A 17,910-nucleotide genomic window follows, 5' to 3' on the forward strand; every position below is an offset into this window, starting at 1 on the left:
GATGAATTTCATTCATAAACCATTAATGTCAGGCATAGCGATATGCCTGACATTTTTCGCATACTCCTGTGCTACACCGGAGAAGATGGAAAACAAGACAGACTTTACCGCATATGTAGATCCTTATATCGGATCGGGAGAACACGGACACGTATTTGTCGGGGCGAACGTTCCGTTTGGAGCTGTTCAAGTAGGTCCTCAGAATATTTTTAAGGGATGGGACTGGTGTTCCGGTTATCATTACTCCGATAGTATCATTATCGGATTTAGTCATACGCATTTGAGCGGAACCGGATGTTCTGATCTGGGGGATATCCTTCTGATGCCTTATACGGGCGAGGTACGTACCGCCCGTGGCGAGCAAGATAATATAGAGGGAGCCGCTTCTTCCTATTATAAACATGCCAACGAAGCCGTAGCTCCGGGATATTACTCTTTGCTGATGGATAATGGCGTAAAGGCGGAGTTGACAGCGACCGAGCGTGTAGCCTTACATCGTTATACGTATCCGTCGGGAAGTGAGCATCGCCTCTTGATCAACTTGAAGGAGGGTATCGGTGATAAAGCGTATGACACTTATTTGAAGAAGATTGATGAGTACACGATCGAGGGGTACCGCTTTTCCAAAGGTTGGAGCCCACGTCACAAAGTATTCTTTACGTTGAAATGTGATCAGCCGATCGAGTCTTTGGCTGTATTCAACGATGATGAGGCCGCAGGTAATGATGAGTTGACGGGCGAGTCCGTTAAGGGAGTGATTACCTTTAAGGGAGATGCCCCGACCGCCTTGGTAAAGGTCGCTATCTCTTCCGTAAGTTGTGAGAATGCCTTGGCTAACTTACGTACGGAGCTTTCTCATTGGGATTTCGACGAGGTTCGTAACGAGGCTATCGATAAATGGAATGACCAATTGTCTTGTATCTCCATCGATACGAAAGATGAGCGTGCCAAGAAGATTTTCTATACCGCCATGTACCATGCGTTTATCGCTCCGACGTTGTATTGCGACGCGAATGGCGATTTCCGTGGCCATGACGATAAGGTGTATACGAACAATACTTGGAAGAACTATTCCACTTTCTCTCTATGGGATACGTATCGTACCTTGCATCCGTTGTTCACGATTATCAAGCCTCAATATGTGTCGGATTTGGTGAACTCGATGTTAAGCATTTACGACCAGCAAGAGAAATTACCGATCTGGCCGTTGATTGGTGGTGAGACGGACCAAATGCCGGGATATAGCGCTGTGCCTATTATCGCAGATGCCTATCTGAAAGGTTTTACCGGCTTTGACGCCGACCGTGCGTATCGTTATATGGTTGCTTCATCTGTCTATGAGAAGCAAAACGGGGTGCCGTACGTGTTGGAAAAAGGCTATATCCCTTGTGATAAGGTACGTGAGGCTACTTCTATCGCGATGGAATATGCCGCTGATGATTGGGGTATCGCCTTGATGGCGAAAAAAATGGGCAAGACGGAGGATTACCAAAATTACTTGAAACGTGGTAAATATTATACGCAGTATTTCGATAAGGATATCAACTTTATCCGTCCGAAAATGAATGATGGCAGCTGGCGTACGCCGTACGATCCGATCCAGTCCATACATAGCGTAGGCGATTTCTGTGAGGGAAATGGCTGGCATTATACATTCTTCGTGCCCCAGCATCCGGAAGGCTTGATCGAGTTGATGGGTGGTGACGCTCCGTTTATCTCGAAACTGGATTCTTTGTTCTTGGTGGAAGGTGAGTTAGGGGAGAACGCCTCTCCGGATATCAGTGGCTTGATCGGCATGTACGCCCATGGAAATGAGCCGAGCCATCATGTTACTTACTTGTATCCTTACGCCGGCGAGCAATGGAAGACAGCCGAGAAAGTTCGTTACATTCAAGATGTGTTCTATACCGACCAGCCGGAAGGCATCATCGGAAACGAGGATTGTGGCCAGATGTCCGCTTGGCATATCATGTCTGCCTTGGGATTTTACCAAGTGAATCCTTCCAATGGCGTATTCGTGTTCGGTAGCCCGTTATTCGATAAGGCTTCCGTTCATTTGCCGGAGGGTAAGACTTTCGAGGTCGTAGCCCAGAACAACAGCAAGGAGAATGTATATATCCAATCCGTGTTGCTAAATGGTAAACCTTATAACAATTCTTATATTCTGTATGATGATATCGTGAAGGGAGGGAATCTTACCTTTGTGATGGGCAACACGCCGAATAAGGAGTTCGGAGCTGCCCCGGAAAATCGTCCGAAGACGGCTGAGTAAATAGCTCCCTTACCAGTGAGCGGTTTGCTCTGTTACCCGTGAGACAACGTCTCACGGATTGCCGGGAAAGTACCCGGCTGAGGAGCAAAGAATAATTAACGAATTAATAATCGACAAAATGAAGACAAAGCTTAAAACTTCGATGGCCCTTTTGGCTTCCGTTTTCCTGTGGGTGTCATGTGCCGGTGGCGGAGGGACTTCTCCTTCTGCGATGGACCCGGTGGATTACGTGAATCCTTATATGGGAAACATCAGCCATTTATTGGTGCCTACTTTCCCGACCGTGCATTTGCCGAACAGTATGCTACGTGTATATCCGGAGCGTGCGGACTTCACGGGTGACCGTCTGGGCGGTTTGCCTATTATCGTGACAAACCATCGTGAGCGTTCTGCGTTCAATTTATGCCCTTATCAAGGTGACGAATCCGGCTTGCGACCCGTGATCGCTTATAGCTATGACCGGGAGAAGATTTTGCCGTACCGTTATCAGGTATATCTGGATAATGAGGAAATCGACGTGGACTTCGCCCCGTCCCATCAAAGTGCCGTATATTCGCTCACTTTCGAGAAAGAGGGACCGGCTTATCTGGTATTTAACAGCCGTAACGGACAGCTACAAGTAAATGGTAACGCCGTAAGCGGTTATCAATATATAGATAAGAAAACGAAAGTCTTTTTATATGCCGAGACGAACCAGAAGCCTGTGAAAGCGGGGGTATTGTCGAACGGCAGTGTCAACTATAACGAGACTTCCGTGGAAGGTATCAATGCCGCTATCGCCCTTTCCTTCGGGGAGGACGTGAAGAAACTTGGCGTTCGCTACGGTATCTCTTTTATCAGCGAGGAACAGGCGAAGAAGAATCTGGAGCGTGAGATCGCCGCTTACGACGTGGATGTGGTAGCGAAGATCGCCCGCAACGATTGGAACGACGCTTTAGGTAAAATACAAGTACAAGGCGGTACCAAGGATGAGAAGACCGTATTCTATACCTCTTTATATCGTTGCTACGAACGCCCGATAAACTTGAGCGAGGACGGACATTATTACAGTGCTTTCGACGGAAAGATCCATGAGGATGGCGGACGGTCTTTCTATACGGACGACTGGATTTGGGATACCTACCGTGCTACACATCCCCTGCGTGTCTTGATCGATAATGAGCGTGAGAACGATATCATCAACTCTTATCTCCTGATGGCGGAGCAGATGGGTACCGATTGGATGCCTACCTTCCCGGAGGTGACAGGAGATACACGCCGTATGAACTCAAACCATGCTGTCGCTACCGTGATCGACGCTTACCGCAAGGGCTTGCGTGGGTTTGAGCTGGAAAAAGCCTATATCGCTTGTAAGAAAGGTATCGAGGAAAAGACCTTGATCCCGTGGTCTGCCGCTCCCGCCGGTTGGTTGGATGATTTCTACAAGGAACATGGCTATATTCCCGCATTGAGACCGGGAGAGAAAGAGACGGTGCCTAACGTATCCATTTGGGAAAAACGTCAGCCGATCGCCGTGACTTTAGGTACTTCGTATGATGAATGGTGCTTGTCCCAGATCGCTCAAGAATTGGGAAAGAAAGACGAGGCGGATTATTATTTGCGTCGCTCTTACAATTACCGGAACGTATTTAATCCGGAGACAGGTTTCTTCCATCCGAAAGATAAGGATGGCAAGTTTATCTATCCATTGGATTACCGTTATGATGGCGGTCTAGGTGCCCGTGATTATTACGATGAGAATAACGGATATATTTATCGTTGGGACGTACAGCATAATATCGGTGACTTGATCTCTTTGATCGGAGGCAATGAGGCGTTTACCTCTGCCTTGGATTCCATGTTCAATACGCCGCTGGGTATGTCTAAATGGCAATTCTATTCCACGCTTCCGGATCATACGGGTAACGTAGGTATGTTCTCTATGGCGAATGAGCCGAGCTTGCATATCCCGTACTTGTATAATTATGCGGGTAAGCCTTGGATGACCCAGAAACGTATTCGTACCTTATTGAATCAATGGTTCCGCAATGATTTGATGGGTGTGCCGGGCGATGAGGACGGTGGTGGTATGTCCGCTTTCGTTGTTTTCAGCCAGATGGGATTCTATCCGGTGACTCCGGGTTCTCCTACCTATAATATCGGTAGCCCGATGTTTACCGACGTGAAAGTGGATATGGGTAACGGCAATACGTTCGAGATCCGTGCGAATAACGCATCCGATGAGAATAAATACGTACAATCCGCTAAGTTGAACGGCGTAACCTTGAACCAGCCTTGGTTCAATCATAGCGATATCGCCGCTGGTGGTTTGTTAGAGTTAGAGATGGGGCCGAAAGCGAATAAGGAATGGGGATTGGGAACGCCTCCTCCTTCTGCCGCTCCGATGCCTAAGTAAAAAAAAGCGTGTTGCGACAATCGCAACACGCTTTTTTATGCCAATACCTTAACGATTAATTTCTTTAGTTCTTTTATATCAATGGGCTTCACTACATAATCCGTGAATTCACATTGTTTGGCGATCTCCTTTTCCCTTTCGAAAGCGAATGCCGTGAGCGCTATGATCGGAATGGTCTTGGATAAGGTGCGGATTCTGCGAGTCGCTTCGAATCCGTCCATAACCGGCATTTTTATGTCCATCAGGATTAGGTCCGGATGATATGTCTCGAACATATCGATAGCCTCTTGCCCGTTTAGCGCATGATAAAGTTGGTATTGCTTGCCAAACAAGGTTTCCAAAAGGAAATAATTCTCATAAACGTCCTCGGCGATTAAGATGGAATGATGCCTATCTGAACGGGGCGTTTCTTCGGATTGGACGGGGATATCCGGTGAAAGCTCAATATCAGTCCGTTTTGTGTCCAAAGGCAGAGTGAACCAAAAAGTGGAACCCACCCCTTCTTCAGAGTCTACGCCGATTTTACCTCCTAATGCCTCGATAATGGTTCGGCTGATGGTTAATCCCAATCCCGTACCTTGCTGGAAAGTATCTACCTTGATGAATCGCTCGAATATACGTCTTTGGTTTTCCGCGGAGATACCGATACCTGTATCTTTCACGCAGACTCGGATAAAATCCCCTTCTATCTCATAATAAATCGTGATACTTCCTTTTGTGGTAAATTTGATAGCGTTATTCACGAAATTAGATATCACTTGCATAACCCTCCGCTCATCGGTTTTAACGATTACGGATGGGGAGCCGAGATCAAAGATAAGAACCACGTCTGAAGGCATCTTTATAGAGTCTGCCAATGCGATTTCGCCACATATATCCTTGATGTCCACTTCCTCGAAATGATAATCCATGGTTCCCGCCTCGATTTTAGAGAAATCAAGGATATCATCGATCAGTTGCAGTAGCAAATCATTGTTTTTATGAATGATATCTAAATAAGATTGACGCTCTACCTCATCATCAATCTCGGCGATTATATTTGAGAACCCGACGATAGCGTTCAGCGGCGTGCGTATCTCATGACTCATATTCGCCAAGAATGCGGACTTCAATTTATCAGCTTCCTTTACCTTGATTAGCTCGATCTCCTTTTCCCGTTGCTGGGTTATGTTGGAGGTATAGCTTACGATCCTGTTAGGCGTTCCGTCATCGTTGAATTTATAGGAGCGTACATTGGAGTTGAACCAGAATGTTTTGCCATTGAGGATACGCCTGTAGGCCGCTACGAAGTTATTGATCTTCCCTTGCAGGAGAGGTTTGAACTGTTTATTATATACCCGGTCAAAATCATCCGGATGGATTGAGGATTTATAGTCTTCTTGATTCTTGAAGTTGTAATCATGAATCGCTTTTAGCCCCTCATTATTATTAATGTCTTCATTGAGGCCAAAATCTACGGTCAATTTATCATTCTCTACATCGTATTCCCAAAGAATGGAATCCCCGGTATCTACCGATACTTTTAGCCGGGCTAGGCTATTTTCGATTTGTTCCCGCTTGATGTGATTCTCGGTATCGTCGAATACAATATAAATATAGCCGAATATATTATCAAGAGAGTCTTTTAATGTGACTCCTTTTACCAACAGATGCTTTGTTTTAGAATCATGATGACTATCGTAATAGCCGTTTTGAGAAGCAACCTTGAAATCATAATTAAGAGGAAAGAATATATCTTTTCCGTTTTTGAGGCTTTGGTTTACATATTTCGGGATATTAGGATTCTCGAACATATTCAGTCCCACGGCCTGCTCACGGGTAACACCAAAAATATCGAGATCCGCTTGGTTGATATCTACCAACACTCCATTCTCATCATAAAGTTCGGCGCCCCAAGGCATCTTGTCGAAAATGATCTTAAACTTCGTCTCGCTTTTCATGACTTGCATAGCCGTATGTTCTACTAATCCTTGAACTTCCCCTCTTTCAATGGCTATGGAAAGGATATCAGCCAACATATGTAAGTTCTCTATATCTAAGGCACTCCAGTTCCGTTTCTTTTTTACAGAATCAAAGCCGATAAATCCGGATGGTTTGCCTTGCTTGAAAATAGGGATGACTAATAAGGATGAAACCTCTTGCAAAATCAGAAGATGCTGCTCACTCTTCGCCTCTTCCGGCATTTTAGAGACATCATGAATAACGATATCCATGCCCTTTTTGATACTGTCGTACCACCAAGGAATCTCGTCTTGCGGGAGTTGACGCAGTAAATCCTCTCGCATAGAGATAATGCCATCACAAGTAACTTCATTCGTAAAATCAACAGTATGAGTTTGTTCGTCAAATGTTCCGATATACACCCGATCCACATCGAAAAATTGTAAGATGCGGAATAGCGCTTGGTCAATAACCGAGTTTTTTTTGGCTCCAAGAAGAAGTGACAATACATCCGACATCGTTTTTCGCAAATCAATCATATTGGCCAAAATCAAGTCGGTCTTTTCATCTTCTACATCGGTCTTCTTGTCTATAGCCTCATTAAGAAATGTTGTATTGGAATGAATGTTATTCATGATAAATTGAGTGTACTAAATTTATTCGAAAACAAATGTAAGTATAAACTTTGATTATTTTTTGTTTTAGTGTTTATTATATTATTATCGTGGCTTTAAAAATAATTTTGTACGTTTGTAAATGGTTGAATTAAACTTGAAATCTATGGATAATAAAATCATATTGACGATAGGCCGCCAGTTCGGAAGCGGTGGCCGCGAGATCGGACAACGTTTGGCGAAGGAGTTGGGTATCAGTTACTATGATAAGGAACTGATTACCGTGGCGGCCCGTGAGAGTGGATTATGCGAGGATGTTTTCGAGAAGGCGGACGAACGTGCCTCCAGTGGTTTATCGTACGCTTTTACGATGGGGTACTCTTCTTTTATGGGAGGGATGTTTACGCCTTATAATGATATTTTGTCTAATGACGGTCTTTTTAAGATACAGAGTGACGCTATCCGTAAATTGGCGGAGACTGAGTCGTGTGTTTTGGTAGGGCGTTGCGCTGATTATATCCTCCGGGATGATCCGGCTTGTTTGAGCTTCTTTATCCATAGTTCAGTGGAGAGCCGGGTCCAAAAGACCGTGGAAAGGCATGGTGTGACGGTGGAAGAGGCGAAGAACATGATGGAGAAGACTGATAAATCCCGTGCGGCTTACTATAATTATTATACGAATAAGACATGGGGAATGGCCTCTTCTTATAATTTCTCGATCGATGTATCCGTATTAGGGATCGACGAGACCGTGGAATTTATGAAAAGCTTTATCGAGCGCAGATTGAATAAGCGTCCGTCTCATTTCGGATAAATCGTATTCTTGAGAAACCATTATTGAATAGAGATTAACCTATTAAAACTAAGAAAGTATGCGAAAACCTTTTATTACTGTTCGGCTGACCCATGGTATGTTGGGCGCCTTGTTAGTTTCCACCTGTGCTTGTTCGGGCACGAAGTGGACGGAGGTGGAGAAAGATTCTATCCGTATCGTTACCCAGCAAGAAGGAGCTGTATTAGGATATTCCGCCAATTCGGGGGTGAGACTTCTTACTGTTGACGGATATGCCTTCAAAGATCTGAATCGGAACGGGCGGCTTGATCCGTATGAGGATTGGCGTCTTACGCCCGAGGAACGTGCCGTTGATTTGGCCGGACAGTATCTACAGAGGAAATCGCCGGATTGATGCTTTATAGCGCCCATCAATCTATCCCCGGTGCCTCGAAAGGGTTTGGAACTTCTACCTACAATGGCAAATCTTTTGATGAGAGTGGAGCCCAGCCATCCGATCTTTCCGATGCGCAGCGTAAATTCCTCACCGAGGATAATGTTCGTCATGTATTGGTTACGAGAGTGCAAAGCCCGAAAGTGGCGGCTCGCTGGAATAATAATGCGCAAGCTTTAGTAGAGGGTATCGGTCATGGTATCTTACGGTCGTTGATAATCCCGATGAGGCGGATTTCGCCATCGTCTTTATGACGAGCCCGAACAGTGGTACGGGGTATGATAAATCCGATTGTGAGAAAGGTGGAAACGGTTATATGCCTATCAGTTTACAGTATAATGATTATACCGCTACCTATGCCCGTAACCCAAGTTTGGCGGGGGGAGATCCGTTTGAGAATTTCACGAACCGTTCTTATAAAGGTAAGTCCGTGAAAACAGCTAATAAGCAGGATATGCTTTCTGTTTTGGAGACAAAGGCTAAAATGAAAGGTAAGCCTGTAATCGTATCTTTGGAGATGGATAAGCCTACGATTATGTCCGAGTTCGAGGGTTCGGCGGATGCCATTCTGGTGAACTTCGGTGTACAAAACCAAGCGGTCTTGGATATCATCAGTGGAAAAGCCGAGCCTTCCGCTTTGTTGCCTTTGCAGATGCCGGCAGATATGCGTATCGTGGAGGAGCAATTCGAGGATGTTCCCCGGGATATGAAATGCTATACGGATAGCGAGGGCCATCTGTATGATTTCGCTTTTTGTATGAATTGGAAAGGCGTTATCGATTATGAGCGAGTGACTAAATATAAATAGAGTAAATTACATTTTTGTGTTTTTGTGGCTACGGTATCTATATATAATGCCTAAATTTGCATGGTAATATTATTAAGTGCAGACCATGAAAATTATGACATTGCAGGGAACGGACAAATTGTTATATGAACTTGTCGCACCTTTGGTCATGAATCCAGCCATTTTGCGACAAAATAACAATTACCCTTTTAAAACATCTCGTAGCCACGTTTGGTATATAGCCTTTCATGAAACAGCTGTTGTTGGTTTTATGCCTGTAAAAAAAGGACATCTCTATTACTCTATAGACAATTATTTCGTGAGTGGTGATGATCCTTCGGTATTGAGTGAACTTCTTGAAGAAGTCATAAAGGATTTTTCATCTCAAGCTTCACTTATGGCTGTTGTGCATAAACGTCATGTAAAAGTGTTCTCACAAAAAAAGTTCCAGACATGTGTTGAGTGGAAAAATTATGATAAAATGCATTATTTACCGGAGGTAGAGTCATGATGCGAAGAATGGATGTGTACGAGGCGACAGAGAAAAGATTGAAGATCATTTTTGATTATTTCGATTACGTATACGTCTCTTTTTCCGGCGGAAAGGATAGTGGTGTACTGTTGAATTTGTGTGTAGATTATATTCGTAGATACGCTCCGGGACGAAAATTAGGTGTATTTCATATGGATTATGAGGTTCAATACAGCCAGACGACCGAATATGTGGAAAAGGTTTATGCCGCTAATTCCGATATCCTTGATATTTATCATTGTTGTGTTCCTTTTAAAGTCCAGACATGTACATCTATGTTTCAACAATATTGGAGACCTTGGAGCGAGGAGTACCGGGATATCTGGGTTCGAGAGATGCCCCATTCATGTCTCCGGGCGAAAGACTTTGACTTTTTCAAGGAGGACATGTGGGATTATGATTTTCAGAATATGTTCCCTTTTTGGTTGTATCAACGGAAAATGGGCCGGCGTATATGTTGCCTTGTTGGTATCCGTACCCAAGAGAGTTTTAATAGGTGGCGGGCCATACATAGTGATAAGAATTACAGAAAACTAGCTAATTATAAATGGACTCGCAGAATGAATTATTCTATATATAACGCATATCCTATTTATGATTGGAAAACTCAGGATATCTGGATAGCGAACGGAAAGTTCGGTTGGACATATAATCATTTGTATGATTTGTATTATCAAGCAGGGGTGCCTTTGTCCCGGCAACGTGTGGCGAGCCCATTCATATCCCAAGCGATATCCACACTGTTCATTTACAAAGTTGTCGATCCCGACATGTGGGGGAGGATGGTTGGACGTGTAAACGGTGTTGGCTTTGCCGGTATATATGGGAATACCTCCGCTATGGGATGGAGGGCTATCAAGTGCCCAGCCGGGTTCTCTTGGGAGAAATATATGTATTTTCTCCTAAATACTTTACCCGAAGAAACTCGTGAGAACTATTTGAATAAGTTAAGAGTCAGCCGTAAATTCTGGAGAGAAAAAGGAGGATGCCTCAGTGAGGAGACTATCGCTAAGTTACGGGCGGCTAATATTCCTATCATTGTGGAAGAATGTACCGCTTACCATACGGATAAGAAACCGGTACGGATGGAGTATATCGATGATATCAATATACCTGAGTTTAAAGAAATCCCTACTTACAAACGTATGTGTGTTTGTATTTTGAAAAACGATCATACATGTAAGTATATGGGTTTTTCCCAGACAAAACGAGAAAGGGATATGAGAAAAGAAGTAATGGACAAATATAATTTTTATAAGCATGGGAAACTTTGTTAGTCCGGCATATGGTGTTAGGGCTGTCCCTATAGAAAAAATTGTAGCCAACAGCTATAACCCTAATATCATGGCACCACCGGAAATGCGATTATTGGAACTTTCCATTTGGGAGGATGGCTATACGATGCCTTGCGTCTGTTATTATCTTGAAGAGGATGATTTATATGAGATAGTAGATGGTTATCATCGTTATCTGGTTATGAAGCAATCTCAAAGGATTTATGATCGTGAGAAAGGAATGTTGCCTGTAACGGTGATTGAGAAAGATATTTCAAACCGAATGGCTTCAACCATTCGCCATAACAGGGCTCGAGGGATGCACAACTTGGAACTTATGACGGAGATTGTTACGGAGTTGGTCAAATCTGGGATGTCTGATAAGTGGATCATGCGTAATATTGGAATGGATAAAAATGAGTTACTTCGGTTCAAGCAGATTTCGGGATTAGCTGAATTATTCCGGGATAAAGAATTCGGTTGGTCTGATGACTGGTCGGAAGAAGATTAAGCTTCTTACATTTTGTTTGGCTGAGCGTTTTTTGCCTTTTATGGCTCTGTTGAGTACATATATACTAATTTTTTGTACATTTGCCCCCGACTTTTCACATAGGGGTGCCCGAGTCATACGGGCTGAGATTATACCCATCGAACCTGATCCGGGTAATGCCGGCGAAGGGAAAATAAGGTAGAACTAGGAAATAAAGGGGGCGTTACCTCTATGTGCTCCCTGATGTTTAAACTTTAATTAGTTATTAAGATGGAACAGATTGTTTCAAGTGGAATCATTGACTCTTACTTCGAGAAGTTGAAGAGCAACTTGTCTGTGGATGTAGCGATCGTGGGAGGGGGACCTTCCGGTATCGTGGCCGCTTATTTCTTGGCGAAAGCCGGTAAGAAGGTGGCGTTGTTTGATCGTAAGCTGGCTCCCGGTGGAGGTATGTGGGGCGGCGCTATGATGTTCAACGATATCGTGGTGCAGGAAGAGGCTATGCCGATTATCAAGGAATTGGGCGTAAGTTATAAAGAGGGTGCTAACGGCACGTATATCATGGATTCGGTACATACCACTTCCGCTTTGATTTATCAGGCGACGAAGGCGGGCGCTACGATCTTTAACTGCTATTCGGTAGAGGACGTGGTGTTTCATAACGATGCCGTAGCTGGTGTGGTAGTGAACTGGGCTCCGGTAATCCGTGAGGGGATGCACGTGGATCCGTTGACGATCATGGCAAAGGCTGTCTTGGAAGGTACGGGGCATGATTGCGAGATCGCCCGTGTGGTAGCCCGTAAGAATGATATCCAATTGAATACACCGACCGGAGGCGTGATCGGCGAGCGTTCCTTGAATGTGGAGCTGGGTGAGCAGACGACGGTGGAGAACACGAAGGAGATCTACCCGGGATTATTCGTTTCCGGTATGGCCGCTAACGGCGTAAGCGGTAGCTTCCGTATGGGACCGATCTTTGGCGGCATGCTGATGAGCGGCAAGAAGGCGGCTGAGTTGATCTGCGAAAAGCTTGGGAATTGAAAATTGAGAATTGAGAATTGAGAATTATTGATTGTTGTATCTTTAATTTTCAATTCTCAATTCCCAACGGTTTTTCCTTGTCTCAAGAATAAGAATCCCGTTATGATCAACGCCGTGGATAATCCCGTATAGAATACAGAAATGAAAGAATTCGGCAGTAAATGGAGCGCACGGATCGTGATCCCGAAAGCGATCATGAAGATCATGATAATCCAACCTTTCACGTCGAAGAAAGAGAACGGGCAATGTTTCCCGTTTTTCCGGGAGATCCGTTCGGAATGTTTATAGAAAAGCCGTTTAAAGACCAAATTGAAGAAAAGTAAGAAAACGATGGTCGCTTCCCCGATCTTGAATAACCAATAATGGGTATCGTTTAACCATGTGACGATACCGATGCGTAAGATATTGATACCGGCGAAAATCCATACGCAACCGGCGGTATATAATAATACCTTTTTATTTACTCCAAACTTCATCTATCTTTTTATTTACCGCAAACTTACAACATTCATGTAAAAAACGGAAAAATATCCTTATCTTTGTGCCATGCGTGAGAAAATGAAACAGAGGGTTGTACAATACGTGGTGCTGATGGCCGGCATCTTGGCATTGCTTTCTGTGGTTATCCCTCACCATCATCACCGGGACGGGATGCCTTGTTATCAATCCTTGACCGCGGAGCAAGCGCATGGCGATAAAAGCACTGATACGCATGATTGCGGTTGCGACGGGCATAACTTGGCCTATTTCAGTACGCATATTTCTCATTTTATGGATGGAGATGTGGATATACATCTGATGCCGTTACTCGTCTTATTTGATTACATTTATCCACCTGAACCGGCGTTTTGCGGACAGCTCCTTGATCACGAGAACGCCCCTTACATTGAGTCGCTGCACGACACTTGGATAGTGAGTGCCTCGGGACTTCGTGCCCCTCCTATGTCTTGATACCTCGTTTGTGAGAGCGGGTGAGGACAGACTTGCCCCTATCTATTTATTATTAACGATATCAAGATTTTTTACACAATGAAGAAAATATATTTGGTAGGTGCGATGTGCGCTTACCTGTTTGCCGGTTGTGCGGGAAATGCGTCGCAAGCCGGACACGATGAGCATAATCATGAATTAGAGGCTCACGATCATGATCATGAGGGACATGAACACGAAGGCCATGACCATGAGCATGAGCATGAGGCCGGTGGTACCCATCCCGGCGAGATTGTCTTTAAGAAGGCTTTAGCCGAGGCCGTTGGTTTGCAGACTGTAACGGTTAATCCCGCTCCTTTCACGGATGTGATTAAGACGAGCGGACGAGTAATGGCGGCGCAAGGGGAGGAGTCCGTGATCGTCGCTACCGTCCCCGGCGTGATCTCGTTTGGTAGCTTGCCGTTCGTGGATGGTACGGCGGTACGCAAGGGACAGGCCGTGTTGAGTATCGCTTCCAACGCCCTCTCGGATGGAGACGTGGCGGCAAGGGCTAAATTCGCTTATGAGACAGCGAAAAAGGAATACGAGCGTATGCAAGCCTTGGTAGGCGATAAGATCGTATCCGCCAAGGATTTCGAGCAGGCCCGCTTGAATTACGAGAACGCCAAGGTCGCTTATGAGGCGATAGCGGGAAAACAGACGGCGAAAGGTGTGTCTGTAGTCTCTCCCTTGAATGGTTACTTGAAGAACATCCAAGTGAAAGAGGGTGATTATGTATCCGTAGGTCAGCCTTTGGCTACGATCTCGCAAAACAATCGTTTGGTATTGCGTGCGGACGTGTCTGAGAGGTATTACAACGATCTTCCCATGATCCAAACCGCTAATTTCATGACTCCGTATGATAACGCTCTCTATAAATTGTCTGATTTGCGTGGACGGTTGTTATCGTATGGAAAGGCTTCCGATATGAACTCTTTCTATGTACCGGTGACTTTCGAGTTCGATAATAAAGGAGCGGTTATCCCCGGTTCTTTCGTGGAGATCTTTTTGTTGACAAAGCCGATGGAGAATGTCTTGAGCGTGCCTGTCTCCGCCCTTATCGAGGAGCAGGGCGTTTATTCGGTATTTATCCGTCTGGATGAGGAAGGCTATAAGAAGCAATGGGTGACGCTGGGAGCGAATAACGGCTCGGAGGTACAGATCCTTTCCGGATTGAAACCGGGCGATGAGGTCGTGACCCGTGGCGCTTACCAGATCAAGTTGTCTTCCGCTTCTAACGCGATACCGGCTCATAGCCATAGCCATTAATAGGAGGGATGTTGCATGTTAAATAAGATAATTTATTATTCATTGCACAACCGGTTGGTAATCTTGGTTTGTGCGCTATTGCTGATGATCTGGGGTACGTACACGGCGTTTAATACGGACGTGGATGTGTTCCCGGACTTGAACGCCCCAACGGTCGTGATCATGACCGAGGCGAACGGTATGGCTCCCGAGGAGGTGGAACGCTTGGTGACATTCCCTGTGGAGACTGCCGTGAACGGTGCGATGGACGTACGGCGTGTGCGTTCCTCGTCTACCACCGGATTCTCCGTGGTTTGGGTAGAGTTCGATTGGGGTACGGATATTTACCGGGCTCGTCAGATCGTGTCCGAAAAACTGGCTGTCTTGGGTGAGAGCCTTCCCGAGAACGTAGGTAAACCGACCTTAGGCCCGCAGTCATCCATCTTGGGTGAGATGATGATCCTCGGTTTGACCGCCGATTCCACGTCTTTGTTGGACTTACGTACGATCGCCGACTGGACGATCCGTCCCCGTTTGTTGTCTACGGGCGGTGTGGCGCAGGTGGCCGTGATCGGTGGCGATATTAAGGAGTACCAGATCTTGTTGGACCCGGCTCGTATGAAGCACTACGGTGTAGGGTTGAACGAGGTGTTGGATGTTTGTCGGAATATGAACCGGAACGCCAATGGTGGTGTATTGTATGAGTTCTCGAACGAATACATCATCCGAGGAGTCTTATCGACTTCGAAGGCGGAGGAGATCGCTCAGGGTGTGGTGAAGACCGTGAATGAGTATCCGGTTACGCTGGGTGATATCGCTACGGTTAAGATCGGCGGTAAAAGCCCGAAGCTGGGAACCGCTTCCGAGCGGACAAAGCCAGCCGTGCTGATTACCGTGACCAAACAGCCGGATACGAGTACGGAGAAGTTGACGGAGAAGCTGGACGAGATTGTTGTCGATTTGCGGAAGAACTTGCCGGCGGATGTACATGTCTCTACGGATATATTCCGCCAGAGTCATTTTATCGATAACTCTATTAATAATGTAAAGAAGAGCTTGTTTGAGGGTAGTTTCTTCGTGGTGATCGTCTTGTTCCTGTTCTTGATGAATATACGTACGACGGTGATCTCGTTGGTAGCCTTGCCGTTATCTTTGCTGGTCTCTATCATCGTATTGCACTACATGGGATTGACGATTAACACGATGAGCTTGGGAGGTATGGCGATCGCTATCGGTTCCTTGGTGGATGACGCTATCGTGGACGTGGAGAACGTGTATAAACGAATCCGGGAAAACCGGCTCTTGCCTCCGGATCAGCAACGCTCTACCTTGGAGGTGGTTTACGACGCTTCCCGTGAGGTACGTATGCCGATCTTGAACTCTACCTTGATTATCGTGGTGAGCTTCGTGCCCTTGTTCTTCTTGAGTGGTATGGAAGGCCGTATGTTGGTTCCGCTGGGTATCGCTTTTATCGTGGCGTTGTTTGCTTCTACGGTGGTGGCGCTTACCTTGACCCCGGTGCTTTGTAGCTATTTGCTGAACCGTAAAGCGACGGGAATGAAGGAACTGCGTGAGGCTTGGATAGCCCGGAAGTTGAAGGTGGTGTATAAACGGGCTTTGGAGTTAGCGTTGGCTTACCAGAAATGGGTGCTTGGTACCACGATCGCTTTGTTTGTGGTCGCCTTGGTGATCTTCTTTCATTTGGGACGTAGTTTCTTGCCCCCGTTCAATGAGGGTTCTTTTACGATCAACGTAAGCTCGCTTCCGGGAATTTCCTTGGACGAGTCGGACCAGATCGGACGCCGTGCGGAAGCGTTGCTGTTGCAAGTGCCCGAGATAAAGACTGTGGCTCGGAAGACCGGTCGTGCGGAATTGGATGAGCATGCCTTGGGCGTGAATGTTTCCGAGATCGAGGCTCCTTTCGAATTGCAAGACCGTAGTCGGGATGAGGTGATGAATGATGTCCGCAAGAAGTTATCTACGATCAGCGGCGCTAATATAGAGATCGGGCAACCTATTTCCCATCGTATCGACGCTATGCTTTCCGGTACGGAGGCGAATATCGCTATCAAACTGTTTGGTACGGACTTGAACCTGATGTTTACGGTCGGTAACCAGATCAAGGCCGCTATCCAAACGATCCCGGGTCTGGTGGACTTGAAGGTAGAGCAGCAGATCGAGCGCCCGCAGTTGACAATCACCCCGAAACGTGAGTTGTTGGCTAAATATGGCATTCCCCTGCCGGAGTTCGAGGAATATATCAATGTGATGTTGGGAGGCGAGGCCGTCAGTCAGGTGTACGATGATGGCAAGAGTTTCGATTTGACCGTGAAGACCTCCGACGCTAGCCGTGCGACGATAGATGATATTAGCAATCTGATGATCGATGCCGCCGGACAGAAAGTGCCGCTAAGCTACGTGGCCGATATCCGTTCGGTGACCGGTCCGAATACGATCAATCGTGAGAATGTGCAACGTAAGATCGTGATTAGTGCCAATGTATCGGAACGTGACTTGCGAAGTGTGGTTAATGAGATACAGGATCGGGTAGAGGCTAATATCCGTTTGCCGGAGGGATACCATATCGAATATGGTGGCCAGTTCGAGAGCGAGGCGGCGGCCAGCCGTACCTTATTGCTGACGTCGTTGATGTCGTTATTGGTGATCTTCATGTTACTGTACAATGAGTTCAAGGACGTGAAGGAGAGTGGCGTGATCTTGTTGAACTTGCCGTTGGCGTTGATCGGTGGCGTGATTATCCTATGGCTTACTTCCGGCGAGATCAGTATCCCGGCGATTATCGGTTTCATTTCCTTGTTTGGTATCGCTACCCGAAACGGTATGCTGCTGATCAGCCACTATACGCATTTGCGGGGAGAGGGAATGGGATTGCGTGAGTCCGTGATACAAGGTTCCCTTGACCGTTTGAACCCGATCTTGATGACGGCGTTGAGTTCCGCCTTGGCGTTGATCCCGTTGGCGTTGAATGGCGATCTTCCCGGAAATGAGATCCAGAGCCCGATGGCGACGGTGATCTTGGGTGGTTTATTAACCTCTACGTTCTTAAACGGATTCATCATCCCGATTGTTTATCTGATAATGAACAAGAATAAAGAATAAG

15 protein-coding genes and 1 riboswitch are annotated in these 17,910 nt (G+C 46.0%); of the genes, 13 read left to right on the plus strand and 2 right to left on the minus strand.

All coding sequences use genetic code 11. From position 1 onward, the window contains the following. The first annotated feature begins 1 nt into the window (after position 1). Positions 2-2,272, plus strand: coding sequence for a GH92 family glycosyl hydrolase (locus CI960_RS06565; protein WP_005857972.1), 2,271 nt, complete (start codon positions 2-4; stop codon positions 2,270-2,272). A 118-nt stretch (positions 2,273-2,390) separates the two neighbouring features. Then, entirely contained in the window at positions 2,391-4,667 is a 2,277-nt protein-coding gene (locus tag CI960_RS06570; RefSeq protein ID WP_005857970.1) for a GH92 family glycosyl hydrolase, read from the plus strand. Between the two features lie 35 nt (positions 4,668-4,702). Here CI960_RS06570 and CI960_RS06575 read toward each other — a convergent pair whose 3' ends face one another. Beyond that, positions 4,703-7,243, minus strand: coding sequence for an ATP-binding protein (locus CI960_RS06575; protein ID WP_008779642.1), 2,541 nt, complete (start codon positions 7,241-7,243; stop codon positions 4,703-4,705). 145 nt (positions 7,244-7,388) lie between these two features. Between CI960_RS06575 and CI960_RS06580 the strand changes: the two genes are divergently transcribed. From CI960_RS06580 to CI960_RS06615, 8 genes are all read left to right on the plus strand, one after another. Continuing rightward, positions 7,389-8,036 (plus strand): AAA family ATPase, encoded by a 648-nt coding sequence (locus CI960_RS06580; protein WP_005857966.1) that lies wholly within the window; start codon positions 7,389-7,391, stop codon positions 8,034-8,036. 58 nt (positions 8,037-8,094) lie between these two features. Then, the gene (locus CI960_RS06585; protein WP_005857964.1) at positions 8,095-8,409 is read left to right on the plus strand and encodes a hypothetical protein; all 315 of its coding nucleotides are present in this window, start codon (positions 8,095-8,097) and stop codon (positions 8,407-8,409) included. After that, positions 8,409-8,702, plus strand: coding sequence for a hypothetical protein (locus CI960_RS06590; RefSeq protein WP_005857963.1), 294 nt, complete (start codon positions 8,409-8,411; stop codon positions 8,700-8,702). The genes CI960_RS06585 and CI960_RS06590 overlap by 1 nt, the downstream gene beginning before the upstream one ends. Continuing rightward, the gene (locus CI960_RS06595; RefSeq protein ID WP_005857961.1) at positions 8,699-9,256 is read left to right on the plus strand and encodes a glycoside hydrolase family 3 C-terminal domain-containing protein; all 558 of its coding nucleotides are present in this window, start codon (positions 8,699-8,701) and stop codon (positions 9,254-9,256) included. Before CI960_RS06590 ends, CI960_RS06595 begins: the two co-directional genes overlap by 4 nt. Positions 9,257-9,341: 85 nt before the next feature. Then, positions 9,342-9,746 (plus strand): hypothetical protein, encoded by a 405-nt coding sequence (locus CI960_RS06600; RefSeq protein ID WP_005857959.1) that lies wholly within the window; start codon positions 9,342-9,344, stop codon positions 9,744-9,746. Continuing rightward, positions 9,743-11,044 (plus strand): DUF3440 domain-containing protein, encoded by a 1,302-nt coding sequence (locus tag CI960_RS06605; RefSeq protein ID WP_005857957.1) that lies wholly within the window; start codon positions 9,743-9,745, stop codon positions 11,042-11,044. The genes CI960_RS06600 and CI960_RS06605 overlap by 4 nt, the downstream gene beginning before the upstream one ends. Beyond that, positions 11,028-11,552 carry a ParB/RepB/Spo0J family partition protein gene (locus tag CI960_RS06610; protein ID WP_005857955.1) on the plus strand — a complete coding sequence of 175 codons (525 nt, stop codon included), beginning with the start codon at positions 11,028-11,030 and terminating at the stop codon, positions 11,550-11,552. Before CI960_RS06605 ends, CI960_RS06610 begins: the two co-directional genes overlap by 17 nt. A 90-nt stretch (positions 11,553-11,642) precedes the next feature. Next, positions 11,643-11,739, plus strand: a riboswitch (TPP riboswitch). A 62-nt stretch (positions 11,740-11,801) separates the two neighbouring features. Then, positions 11,802-12,572, plus strand: coding sequence for a sulfide-dependent adenosine diphosphate thiazole synthase (locus tag CI960_RS06615; RefSeq protein WP_005857953.1), 771 nt, complete (start codon positions 11,802-11,804; stop codon positions 12,570-12,572). 56 nt (positions 12,573-12,628) lie between these two features. Here the strand turns inward: CI960_RS06615 and CI960_RS06620 are convergent, their stop codons facing one another. Continuing rightward, positions 12,629-13,048, minus strand: coding sequence for a hypothetical protein (locus CI960_RS06620; protein ID WP_005857951.1), 420 nt, complete (start codon positions 13,046-13,048; stop codon positions 12,629-12,631). 70 nt (positions 13,049-13,118) lie between these two features. On the opposite strand from CI960_RS06620, the gene CI960_RS06625 reads away from it, so the two are divergent. The 3 genes from CI960_RS06625 (at position 13,119) to CI960_RS06635 (ending at position 17,909) form a co-directional block, all read left to right on the plus strand. Next, on the plus strand, positions 13,119-13,523 hold the full coding sequence (locus CI960_RS06625) for a DUF6769 family protein (protein WP_005857949.1): 405 nt from the start codon (positions 13,119-13,121) through the stop codon (positions 13,521-13,523). Positions 13,524-13,601: 78 nt separating this feature from the next. After that, entirely contained in the window at positions 13,602-14,810 is a 1,209-nt protein-coding gene (locus tag CI960_RS06630) for an efflux RND transporter periplasmic adaptor subunit (RefSeq protein ID WP_005857946.1), read from the plus strand. 15 nt (positions 14,811-14,825) lie between these two features. Next, the gene (locus CI960_RS06635) at positions 14,826-17,909 is read left to right on the plus strand and encodes an efflux RND transporter permease subunit (protein WP_005857944.1); all 3,084 of its coding nucleotides are present in this window, start codon (positions 14,826-14,828) and stop codon (positions 17,907-17,909) included. Position 17,910 lies beyond the last annotated feature (1 nt).

It is taken from the genome of Parabacteroides sp. CT06 (genome assembly GCF_002257605.1).
Lineage (GTDB): Bacteria > Bacteroidota > Bacteroidia > Bacteroidales > Tannerellaceae > Parabacteroides > Parabacteroides distasonis.

Excerpts from the sequence above, each read along its gene's own strand:
- CI960_RS06575 (WP_008779642.1), bottom strand. The coding sequence starts at position 7,243 with ATGAATAACATTCATTCCAATACAACATTTCTTAATGAGGCTATAGAC.
- CI960_RS06625 (WP_005857949.1), top strand. The coding sequence starts at position 13,119 with ATGCGTGAGAAAATGAAACAGAGGGTTGTACAATACGTGGTGCTGATG.
- CI960_RS06565 (WP_005857972.1), top strand. The coding sequence starts at position 2 with ATGAATTTCATTCATAAACCATTAATGTCAGGCATAGCGATATGCCTG.
- CI960_RS06595 (WP_005857961.1), top strand. The coding sequence starts at position 8,699 with ATGACGAGCCCGAACAGTGGTACGGGGTATGATAAATCCGATTGTGAG.
- CI960_RS06615 (WP_005857953.1), top strand. The coding sequence starts at position 11,802 with ATGGAACAGATTGTTTCAAGTGGAATCATTGACTCTTACTTCGAGAAG.
- CI960_RS06635 (WP_005857944.1), top strand. The coding sequence starts at position 14,826 with ATGTTAAATAAGATAATTTATTATTCATTGCACAACCGGTTGGTAATC.
- CI960_RS06600 (WP_005857959.1), top strand. The coding sequence starts at position 9,342 with ATGAAAATTATGACATTGCAGGGAACGGACAAATTGTTATATGAACTT.
- CI960_RS06610 (WP_005857955.1), top strand. The coding sequence starts at position 11,028 with ATGGGAAACTTTGTTAGTCCGGCATATGGTGTTAGGGCTGTCCCTATA.
- CI960_RS06605 (WP_005857957.1), top strand. The coding sequence starts at position 9,743 with ATGATGCGAAGAATGGATGTGTACGAGGCGACAGAGAAAAGATTGAAG.
- CI960_RS06620 (WP_005857951.1), bottom strand. The coding sequence starts at position 13,048 with ATGAAGTTTGGAGTAAATAAAAAGGTATTATTATATACCGCCGGTTGC.
- CI960_RS06590 (WP_005857963.1), top strand. The coding sequence starts at position 8,409 with ATGCTTTATAGCGCCCATCAATCTATCCCCGGTGCCTCGAAAGGGTTT.
- CI960_RS06570 (WP_005857970.1), top strand. The coding sequence starts at position 2,391 with ATGAAGACAAAGCTTAAAACTTCGATGGCCCTTTTGGCTTCCGTTTTC.
- CI960_RS06585 (WP_005857964.1), top strand. The coding sequence starts at position 8,095 with ATGCGAAAACCTTTTATTACTGTTCGGCTGACCCATGGTATGTTGGGC.
- CI960_RS06580 (WP_005857966.1), top strand. The coding sequence starts at position 7,389 with ATGGATAATAAAATCATATTGACGATAGGCCGCCAGTTCGGAAGCGGT.
- CI960_RS06630 (WP_005857946.1), top strand. The coding sequence starts at position 13,602 with ATGAAGAAAATATATTTGGTAGGTGCGATGTGCGCTTACCTGTTTGCC.